A 9,471-nucleotide genomic window follows, 5' to 3' on the forward strand; every position below is an offset into this window, starting at 1 on the left:
ACTCCGGCGCCCGACCTTTTATTGCGTGGGTGCTCAGCGCGGGCAATAGGCCTTGTTGACCATGCCGACGATGGTCCGGGTCAACCAGCGCGAGCCCAGGCGCGGCAGGAAGGCGAACCAGCGATTGCGCCGTCCAGGGATGATGATTGCACGGTTCTTATCCAGTGCCCGCACGGTGTACAACGCCACTTCCTCGGGGCTCATCAGCAGCTTGCTGGCGTTCAGTTTGCTGTCGTCCAGCTGTGCGGTGCGAAAGAAGGCGGTCCGGGTTGGGCCGGGGCACAGCACCGAAACCTTGACCGCACATTTTTTCAGCTCCACCCGCAGGCCTTCGGAAAAGTGCAGCACGTAGGCCTTGCTGGCGTAGTAGGTGCTCATCCACGGGCCTGGATTGAAGGCCGCCACGGACGCCACGTTGAGAATCTGTCCGCCACCCTGCAGGGCCATGCTGTTGCCAATGGCATGGCACAGGCGTGTGAGGGCGAGGATGTTGACTTCAATCAGGTCTTGCTCAGTCATCCAGTCCTGGGCCAGGAATGGCCCGCAGGTGCCGATGCCGGCGCAATTGACCAGCAGGTCGATCTGCCGTTCGCCTTCTTCGAGCTCCAGCAGAAAGCCGGACAAGCGCAGTGGTTCACCCAGGTCGCAGGCGCGAAACAGCACCTCGACGCCAAAGCGCTGGGTCAATTCGATGGCGATGCTTTCCAGCTGATCACGTTGGCGAGCCACCAGAATCAGGCTGCGGCCGCGGCGCGCCAGGGCTTCGGCCATAGCCAGGCCGATGCCGCTGGAAGCACCAGTGATCAGAGCGTAACGGGTCATGCAGTTCTCCATCGCAACGGCTCGAGGCCTGTGGACAGAGAGCTCACAGGTCGCCAGCGCGTTTATTCTTGTCCATAGTCTACAGGGGGCTGGGCAGGTTGCGCCGCATCGTCTGCCTCAACGTTTTCAGCCGACTCGTCGATCTCATAGCTGCTGCTCATGGTGCTTTCGTATTCTTCAGTGACGGCGCTGAGGCCACCCGCCAATGCGCCGACAAACACCACGGCAATCACCACCAGCCAAAGCCCGGCCAATACTTTCACCGCCGTGCTGTTGGGCGGTTGCGGTGCGCCGTAGCGGTTGGCGCCGGGGTTGCCCGGGATGACCGCCAGTGCGATGGGGAAGAGGCCGCCGACAATGGGCACCAGGTTCAGGAACCACAGCCAGCCAGACCATCCCAGGTCATGCAGGCGCTGCACGCTGATGGTGATATTCACATAGAAGTAGGCAAGCAGGCCGACGACACAAACAATTGCCGCCAATACCATGTTATCGCCCGCCAACAGGCCCAATCCCAATGTGCCGGCGGCCCCGCCCATGATCAGCAGCGCAGCCAGCGACCAGGCCAGATACCGCAAGCGACCGATACGGCCCTGGACACTGAAGACCTTGAGTTCGGAAAACGTGGTGTTGACCTCACCCACTGGCGCGTGGGGCGGAGCGTAGGGAGAGGTGTTGGCCTCCGGCAGTGGGGCCGTGATGGGTTTGACTTCGCTCAGGTTGAGCTCGATCGAAGGCTCGGCCTCGATCCGCGCATCAACGCCGGTCTTTGCCAGGGCTGTGAGATAGGTCTGCGCATCGGCCTGGGAAAGGTTGTGCTTGAGGGCGACGGGTTCGCCACGAAATAGCCGCTCGATGGCGCTGACGTCACATTTGAACAGTTCGGCGAGATTGAGTTTCGCCGTGGTGATCTCGACCCCTGGCAGCAGGGCGCCGTCGAAGACAATCTTGAAACGGTTTTCGCTCATGCCAGTACTTCCTTGTCGCGATTGATCGGGGTGTGCGCGTTACCGGGGCCAGCCGTACCCGGCTGACCCAAGGTAGGTGGCTTAACGTGGCCAGCGTTTGGGCAGTTGAGCTGCCAGTTCCTGCGCTTTGCGGTACTCGGTATCCAGCCGCGCGACCAGTTCGTCAACGCTGGGCAGGTCGTCGATTTCACCGACGCCCTGACCGGCTGACCACACGGTTTTCCACGCTTTGGCTTCATCGCTGATGGGCTTGAGCTTGGCGCCGAAGTTGATTTCGCCTTTGCCTTGCAGCGCGTCGAGATCAAAACCGGCGTTGAGCAGGCTTTGGCGCATGAAACTTGCCGGTACGCCCGAGACCGCTGGCGTATGAACGATGTCGGCTGCTCTGGAAGTCAGCAGCATCTCTTTGTAAGCCTCAGGTGCATGGCTTTCAGTGGTACCGATAAACCGTGTGCCGAAGTAGGCCAGGTCCGCGCCGAGCAGTTGCGCGGCGAGAATTTCATGGCCGTGGTTCAGGCAGCCGGCCAGTAACAGGGTCTTGTCGAAGAACTGCCGGATCTCGGCAATCAGCGAGAAGGGGCTCCACGTGCCGGCGTGACCACCGGCACCGGCGGCAACCGCGATCAAACCATCGACCCCGGCTTCGGCGGCTTTCTCGGCGTGCCGACGGGTTGTCACGTCGTGGAACACCAGGCCGCCGTAGCTGTGCACCGCATCCACCACTTCTTTCACTGCACCCAGGCTGGTGATCACGATCGGCACTTTATGCTCGATGCAGATCGCGAGGTCGGCCTGCAGCCGTGGATTGCTGTTGTGCACAATCAGGTTCACGGCATAGGGCGCGGGGTTCTGCAGCAGCGCCAGACCCGCTTCGATTTCCTCCAGCCAGGCCTTGAAGCCGCTGCTTTCGCGCTGGTTCAGGGCCGGAAAGCTGCCGACCACGCCATTGCGGCAGCACGCCAGCACCAGCTGTGGATTGGAGATCAGGAACATCGGCGCCGCCACTACGGGCAGGCGCAGGTGTTGTTCAAGCAAAGCGGGCAGCGACATTGGAAGTACCCCGATGGAAAGCGTTCAGTAGGATTAGAACGGCCGTACGACGACCAAAATTACAATAGCCAGCAATATCAGAACCGGCACTTCGTTGAACCAGCGATAAAAGACATGGCTGCGGGTGTTTTCGCCACGGGCAAAACGCTTCACCTGGGCGCCGCACATGTGGTGGTAGCCAATCAGCAGCACCACCAGGGTCAGCTTCGCGTGCATCCAGCCGCCCTGGGTGAAGTAGGCGCTGGGGTTGAGGCTGATCAGCCAGCCGCCAAAGATCAACGTGGCGATCATTGCCGGGCCCATGATGCCCCGGTACAGCTTGCGCTCCATGAGACTGAAGCGCTCCTTGCTGATGCTGTCTTCGCTTTGAGCGTGGTAGACGAACAGGCGCGGCAGGTAAAACAGGCCGGCAAACCAGCACACGACGCTGATGATATGAAAAGCTTTTAGCCACAGATAAAGCATTTTTAGTTATTCCCAGGTTCACGGTAGCCCGAATAGTAGAGGCTTGAGCGCCCGCACGTCACCTTGACGGTTGTCGCAGGGGCGCGCGGCCCCTATTATCGACGGCTTTCCAGTGGGTTCGTTGAGGGCAGGTTTATGGTCAAGGTCGGTATCGTCGGCGGCACGGGTTACACCGGTGTCGAATTGCTGCGTCTGTTGGCGCAGCATCCGCAAGCAGAAGTGGTGGTAATCACTTCCCGATCCGAGGCCGGTCTGGCCGTGGCAGACATGTACCCGAACCTGCGTGGCCACTACGATGGCCTGGCGTTCAGCGTTCCGGACATCAAGACCCTGGGTGCCTGCGATGTAGTGTTCTTCGCCACCCCTCATGGCGTAGCCCACGCCTTGGCTGGCGAGCTGCTCGCGGCCGGGACCAAGGTCATTGACCTGTCTGCCGACTTCCGTCTGCAGGACGCGGATGAGTGGGCCAAGTGGTACAACCAGCCGCACGGTGCACCGGAACTGCTGGAGGAGGCGGTTTATGGCCTGCCGGAAGTTAATCGCGAGCAGATCAAGCAGGCTCGCCTGATCGCTGTGCCGGGTTGCTACCCAACGGCCACTCAACTGGGCTTCCTGCCATTGCTGGAAGCGGGTCTGGCCGACACTTCGCGCCTGATCGCCGACTGCAAGTCCGGGGTCAGTGGTGCGGGTCGCGGCGCCGCTGTTGGTTCGCTGTACTCGGAAACGTCGGAAAGCATGAAGGCCTACGCAGTCAAAGGCCACCGGCACCTGCCAGAAATTCGCCAGGGCCTGCGCCGCGCCGCTGGCCAGGACGTTGGCCTGACTTTCGTGCCGCACCTGACCCCGATGATTCGCGGCATTCACTCCACGCTGTACGCTACAGTGGTCGATCGCTCCGTGGACCTGCAGGCATTGTTCGAGAAGCGCTATGCCAACGAACCGTTCGTCGATGTCATGCCGGCTGGCAGCCACCCGGAAACTCGCAGCGTACGCGGTGCCAATGTTTGCCGGATCGCGGTGCACCGCCCGCAGGATGGCGACCTGGTGGTGGTGTTGTCGGTGATCGACAACTTGGTCAAAGGCGCCTCGGGCCAGGCGGTACAGAACCTCAACATCCTGTTTGGCCTGGACGAACGCCTGGGGCTGTCCCACGCGGGCATGCTGCCTTAAGCGTCGCAGCGTCGAACAAAAAGGCCCGTCAAACGGGCCTTTTTGCTGTCTGGGAAACGGCTAGGTTGATTGCTATACCATAACAATAGTTGACCGATTTTCTGGGAGAAGCGGATAATGCCCGTCATCACGCATTATGGCGGCGTAACGCCGGGAGATAGTCAGCATGAGCGTCGAATCCTTCACCCCCACGGCTTTGCAATTCACCCACGGTGCCGCGCACAAGGTGAAGAGCCTGGTCGATGAAGAGGGTAATGATCGCTTGAAGCTGCGCGTATTTGTTACGGGCGGCGGTTGTTCGGGGTTTCAATACGGCTTTACCTTCGATGAAGAAGTGGCCGATGACGACACCATCGTCGAGCGCGAAGGCGTCAGCCTGGTGGTCGACCCGATGAGCTACCAGTACCTGGCCGGTGCCGAGGTGGATTATCAGGAAGGTCTGGAAGGTTCACGGTTTGTGATCAAGAACCCGAATGCGACAACCACCTGCGGTTGTGGCTCCTCGTTCTCGATCTGATCGCTATACGTAGTATCCGCTGTACTCAACGCCGCAGGGCCCAAGGCTTTTGCGGCGTTTTGCTGTCTGGGGTTCAGGCGGGGTAGATGGCGCCAAGGACTCGCAGGCCGCGGGCGCCAGTGACGCTCGGGCGATTGGCCGGGATGCCTTCGAGGCAGCAATGGGCCAGCCAGGCAAAAGCCATGGCTTCGACCCAGTCCGGATCGACGCCGTACGCTGCGGTGCTGTCGACACCTGCGTTGGGTAGCAGGCTGGCAAGGCGGGCCATCAGTGTTGCGTTGTGGGCACCGCCACCGCACACCAGCAGGGTCTGGGTGTCGAGTTGCGCGGCTTGCAGTGATTCAACAATGGTCAGGGCAGTCAGCTCAAGCAGCGTGGCCTGTACGTCTTGGGCGGCGAATCCCGGCAGGCGGGCCAGGTGCTGGGTCAGCCAGGGCAGGTTGAACACTTCCCGGCCGGTGCTTTTCGGACCCTTGGTCAGGAAGAAGGGGTCGCTGAGCAAGGCGTTCAGCAAGGCCGGCTCGACACGGCCACTGGCCGCCCAAGCGCCGTCGCGGTCAAAGGTTTCCCCGCGTTGCTGATGAATCCAGGCATCCAGCAGGACGTTGCCGGGGCCACAGTCGAATCCCGAGACCGGCTTGCCTGTCTCAATCAGGCTCAGATTGCTGAAGCCGCCCACGTTCAACACGGCACGATTACCGTGATGCTGGCCGAACAGGGCTTCATGGAAGGCCGGTACCAACGGTGCACCTTGGCCGCCGGCTGCGACATCACGGCTGCGGAAATCGCTGACGACGCTGATTCCAGTCAGCTCGGTTAGCAGGGCCGGGTTGCCGATTTGCACGGTGAACCCGCGTGCGGGTTCGTGGCGAATGGTCTGGCCGTGGCTGCCGATCGCACGGATGTCGGCGGCTTGGAGCTGTTGCGTGGCTAGCAGGGCGTTGATGCCTTCGGCCGCCAGGGTGACCCAGTTGTGCTGGGCAAGCGCTGATCGGGCGATCTCGTCCGGCCCGCTGGCGCACAAGCCAAGCAGCTCGGTGCGCAGGGAGTCAGGCATGGGGATGTAGTGGGTGGCGATCAGCTTGATCGCCCCCTCGTACTCGATCAGCGCAATGTCCAGGCCATCCAGGCTGGTCCCGGACATCAGGCCGATATAGAGCGCCATGGCTTAGCGTTTGCTCGAAGCGAGCAGGGTGGATTTTTCTTGCTCCATGCGCGCCATCAGTGGCTGGCTCTGCTGCAGGAAGCGCGCACGTTCGGCCTTGGCGATCGGGTCGGCCATCGGCAGCTTCTGGCCCAGAGGGTCGACGTGAACGCCGTTGACCTGGAACTCATAGTGCAGGTGCGGCCCGGTCGACAGGCCGGTGGTGCCGATGTAGCCGATCACCTGGCCCTGCTTGACGCTGCCGCCGGTCTTCACGCCTTTGGCAAAGCCTTGCATGTGGCCGTACAGGGTGCGGTAGGAATTGCCATGCTGAATGATCACGGTGTTGCCGTAGCCACCGCGGCGGCCCGCCAGCAGGACCTTGCCGTCGCCGGCAGCCTTGATCGGCGTACCGCGCGGTGCGGCGTAGTCGACGCCTTTGTGGGCGCGAATTTTGTTCAGAATTGGATGCTTGCGGCCCATGGAGAAACGCGAGCTAATACGGGCGAAGTCCACCGGTGTACGGATGAACGCCTTGCGCATGCTGTTGCCATCGGCGGTGTAGTAGCTGCTGTTGCCTTGTTTGTTGGTGTAGCGCACGGCGGTGTAGGTCTTGCCGCGGTTGGTGAAGCGGGCGGACAAGATCGGGCCATTGCCGACAGCCTTGCCGTTGACCACTTTCTGTTCGTAGATCACGTCGAACTCGTCACCCTGGCGAATGTCCTGGGCAAAGTCGACGTCGTAGCCAAACACGCTGGCCATGTCCATGGTCAGGCTGTGGGACAGGCCGGCACGCGCTGCCGACTGGGACAGCGAGCTGTTGATCACGCCGTGGACATAAGCGGTACGTACGGTCGGCTTGGCCGTAGTGCGATTGAACGCATAGCCTTTGGCATTCTTGGTCAGGCTGATGCTATCGAGGTCGCTGATCTTGCTGTGCAGCGTCGTCAACTGGCCGTCTGGACCCAGTTCGAACTCGAGTTTCTGGCCGCGCTTGAGCTGGGTGAAGAGCTTGGCTTGCTTGTCGCTGGCCAGGATCTCGTTGACGGAAGTGGAGGGCAGTCCAACCTTCTCGAACAGCGTGGACAGCGTGTCGCCCTTGGCGACAATTACTTCGCGGTGGCTTGGTGCCTTTTTCTCTTCGACCACCGGTGCAGGGGCCGCTTCAGCGGTTTGCGGGGTGTCTTCGGTGCTGTTTTCGATCTGGGCGAAGGGCGGTTCTACGGGTTCAATTGTGGCTTGAGCGGCGTCGGCAGCGTCTTGATCTTGTGTCAGTTGTTCTAGGGGGCTTTCCAGCTCAAGGCTCAGAGTGGTCTTTTTGGCTTCGACGTCACTGGATGGAAACACCAGGAGCGCCAGGCTGAGCAAGGCGGCAATGCCGCTCGCAGCGAGCAGGTGGGTCTTCGGATAAAGCGGCGGCGCTTTAGACGGTTCTGTGGTCATAGGTAATTTGACTTTGGAAAAGATGAATTGGAAAAGATGAATGACATGATGAAGATGAAATAACTGTATAAAATATAACCAAATCATCTCTTAAGCAAGTCGCGAGTGCTCTGTTCGTGGATTGCTGGCCGTGCGCCGGGCAAAACTTGTATTTGGTGCGCGATCTTGTATGGTTGGGTCCCTTTGAATCTGAGCCTTGCAGGTTGGTTATGAAGTCGGTTGAAGAGCAGCTAGCGCTGATCAAACGTGGTGCGGAAGAACTGTTGGTCGAGTCCGAGCTGATCGAGAAGCTCAAGCGTGGCCAGCCGCTGCGTATTAAGGCTGGCTTCGACCCGACTGCGCCGGATTTGCACCTGGGCCACACGGTGCTTATTAATAAGCTGCGCCAGTTCCAGGATCTGGGTCACCAGGTGATCTTCCTGATTGGTGACTTCACCGGGATGATCGGTGATCCGAGCGGCAAGAGCGCAACCCGTCCGCCCCTGACCCGCGAGCAGGTCCTCGAGAATGCCGAGACCTACAAGACTCAGGTGTTCAAGATCCTTGATCCAGCCAAGACCGAAGTGGCGTTCAACTCCACCTGGATGGATCAGATGGGGCCGGCGGACTTCATTCGCCTGACTTCGCAGTACACCGTGGCGCGGATGCTCGAGCGCGATGACTTCGACAAGCGCTACTCGACCAACCAGCCTATCGCGATTCACGAGTTCCTCTATCCGTTGGTCCAGGGTTACGACTCGGTGGCTTTGCGCGCCGACGTCGAGCTGGGCGGTACCGACCAGAAGTTCAACCTGTTGATGGGGCGTGAGCTGCAGCGCGGCTATGGTCAGGAAGCCCAGTGCATTCTGACCATGCCGTTGCTTGAGGGGCTGGATGGCGTGAAGAAGATGTCCAAGTCCCTGGGCAACTACGTCGGGATCCAGGAAGCGCCGGGCGTCATGTACGGCAAGCTGGTCTCGATTCCGGATGCGTTGATGTGGCGTTACTTCGAGCTGCTCAGTTTCCGCTCCATGGCAGAGATCGATGCATTGCGCGCTGATGTCGAGGCAGGTGCCAATCCGCGGGATATCAAGATCAAGCTGGCGGAAGAGATCGTTGCGCGTTTCCACGGCGAAGAGGCTGCGGCCAATGCTCACCGTGCTGCGGGTAATCGCATGAAAGAAGGCGAGCTGCCAGACGACTTGCCGGAAATCGAACTGACAGCCACTGAGGATATGCCGATCGCAGCCGTCCTTAATAAGGCAGGGCTGGTAAAGAACTCGGCAGTTGCTCGTGACCTGCTCGGTTCGGGCGGTGTGCGCATTGATGGTGAAGTGGTTGATCGCACCTTTATATACGTACTGGGCGCGACCCATGTTTGCCAGGCCGGCAAGAAAGCATTTGCGCGTATTACGCTTAAATCCGAGTAATGCTGAAATAAGGGCTTGACGGCGAATTGTAACGGTCTATAATTCGCCCACTTCCGGCGCAGTCGAAACGGAAAACTCCTTGGTAAACAATGAGTTACGCAGTTTTCGGCAGCAGGTTGCTTCAGTTCATCGAGGCACGAAAGGAGTTGAAAAAGAGGTGTTGACAGCAGCGTGTAACGCTGTAGAATTCGCCTCCCGCTACCGAGTGATCGGAAGCGCAAGTGGTTGAAGTTGTTGAGGAAATCTTCAAAAACTTCTGAAAATACCGCTTGACAGCAAATGAGGCTGCTGTAGAATGCGCGCCTCGGTTGAGACGAAAGATCTTAACCAACCGCTCTTTAACAACTGAATCAAGCAATTCGTGTGGGTGCTTGTGCTGTCAGACTGATAGTCAAAAAGATTATCAGCATCACAAGTTACTCCGCGAGAAATCAAAGATGTAACCAACGATTGCTGAGCCAAGTTTAGGGTTTCTTAAAAACC

Annotated in this window: 9 protein-coding genes; 3 read left to right on the plus strand and 6 right to left on the minus strand. The window is 59.7% G+C overall.

What is annotated here, in order from left to right; all coding sequences use genetic code 11:
- Window positions 1-33: 33 nt before the first annotated feature.
- The 4 genes from ACIOVD_RS01690 to hemJ all read right to left on the minus strand — a co-directional run bounded on the left by ACIOVD_RS01690 (window position 34) and on the right by hemJ (window position 3,305).
- Window positions 34-822, minus strand: a complete 789-nt coding sequence (locus tag ACIOVD_RS01690) for an SDR family oxidoreductase (RefSeq protein ID WP_159998201.1) — start codon at window positions 820-822, stop codon at window positions 34-36.
- A 62-nt stretch (window positions 823-884) separates the two neighbouring features.
- Complete coding sequence (locus tag ACIOVD_RS01695) at window positions 885-1,790, minus strand: DUF805 domain-containing protein (protein WP_095170524.1); 906 nt, start codon at window positions 1,788-1,790, stop codon at window positions 885-887.
- A gap of 81 nt (window positions 1,791-1,871) precedes the next feature.
- Entirely contained in the window at window positions 1,872-2,840 is a 969-nt protein-coding gene (locus ACIOVD_RS01700; protein ID WP_401125701.1) for an NAD(P)H-dependent flavin oxidoreductase, read from the minus strand.
- Window positions 2,841-2,873: 33 nt separating this feature from the next.
- Window positions 2,874-3,305, minus strand: coding sequence for a protoporphyrinogen oxidase HemJ (hemJ, locus tag ACIOVD_RS01705; protein ID WP_095170520.1), 432 nt, complete (start codon window positions 3,303-3,305; stop codon window positions 2,874-2,876).
- Between the two features lie 135 nt (window positions 3,306-3,440).
- Between hemJ and argC the strand changes: the two genes are divergently transcribed.
- Window positions 3,441-4,475 (plus strand): N-acetyl-gamma-glutamyl-phosphate reductase, encoded by a 1,035-nt coding sequence (argC, locus tag ACIOVD_RS01710; protein ID WP_095170518.1) that lies wholly within the window; start codon window positions 3,441-3,443, stop codon window positions 4,473-4,475.
- A gap of 166 nt (window positions 4,476-4,641) precedes the next feature.
- A complete protein-coding gene (erpA, locus tag ACIOVD_RS01715) occupies window positions 4,642-4,992 on the plus strand; it encodes an iron-sulfur cluster insertion protein ErpA (RefSeq protein WP_027617200.1) in 351 nt (116 codons plus the stop codon).
- A gap of 73 nt (window positions 4,993-5,065) precedes the next feature.
- On the opposite strand, the gene ACIOVD_RS01720 is transcribed toward erpA, so the two are convergent.
- Both ACIOVD_RS01720 and ACIOVD_RS01725 read right to left on the minus strand, forming a co-directional pair.
- A complete protein-coding gene (locus tag ACIOVD_RS01720; RefSeq protein WP_095170517.1) occupies window positions 5,066-6,157 on the minus strand; it encodes an anhydro-N-acetylmuramic acid kinase in 1,092 nt (363 codons plus the stop codon).
- A gap of 3 nt (window positions 6,158-6,160) precedes the next feature.
- Window positions 6,161-7,579, minus strand: coding sequence for a peptidoglycan DD-metalloendopeptidase family protein (locus tag ACIOVD_RS01725; protein WP_401125706.1), 1,419 nt, complete (start codon window positions 7,577-7,579; stop codon window positions 6,161-6,163).
- Window positions 7,580-7,788: 209 nt separating this feature from the next.
- Here ACIOVD_RS01725 and tyrS point away from each other — a divergent pair, with 209 nt between their 5' ends.
- Entirely contained in the window at window positions 7,789-8,988 is a 1,200-nt protein-coding gene (gene tyrS, locus ACIOVD_RS01730) for a tyrosine--tRNA ligase (RefSeq protein WP_095170513.1), read from the plus strand.
- Window positions 8,989-9,471 lie beyond the last annotated feature (483 nt).

This window comes from Pseudomonas sp. NPDC087626 (genome assembly GCF_044743405.1).
GTDB lineage: Bacteria > Pseudomonadota > Gammaproteobacteria > Pseudomonadales > Pseudomonadaceae > Aquipseudomonas.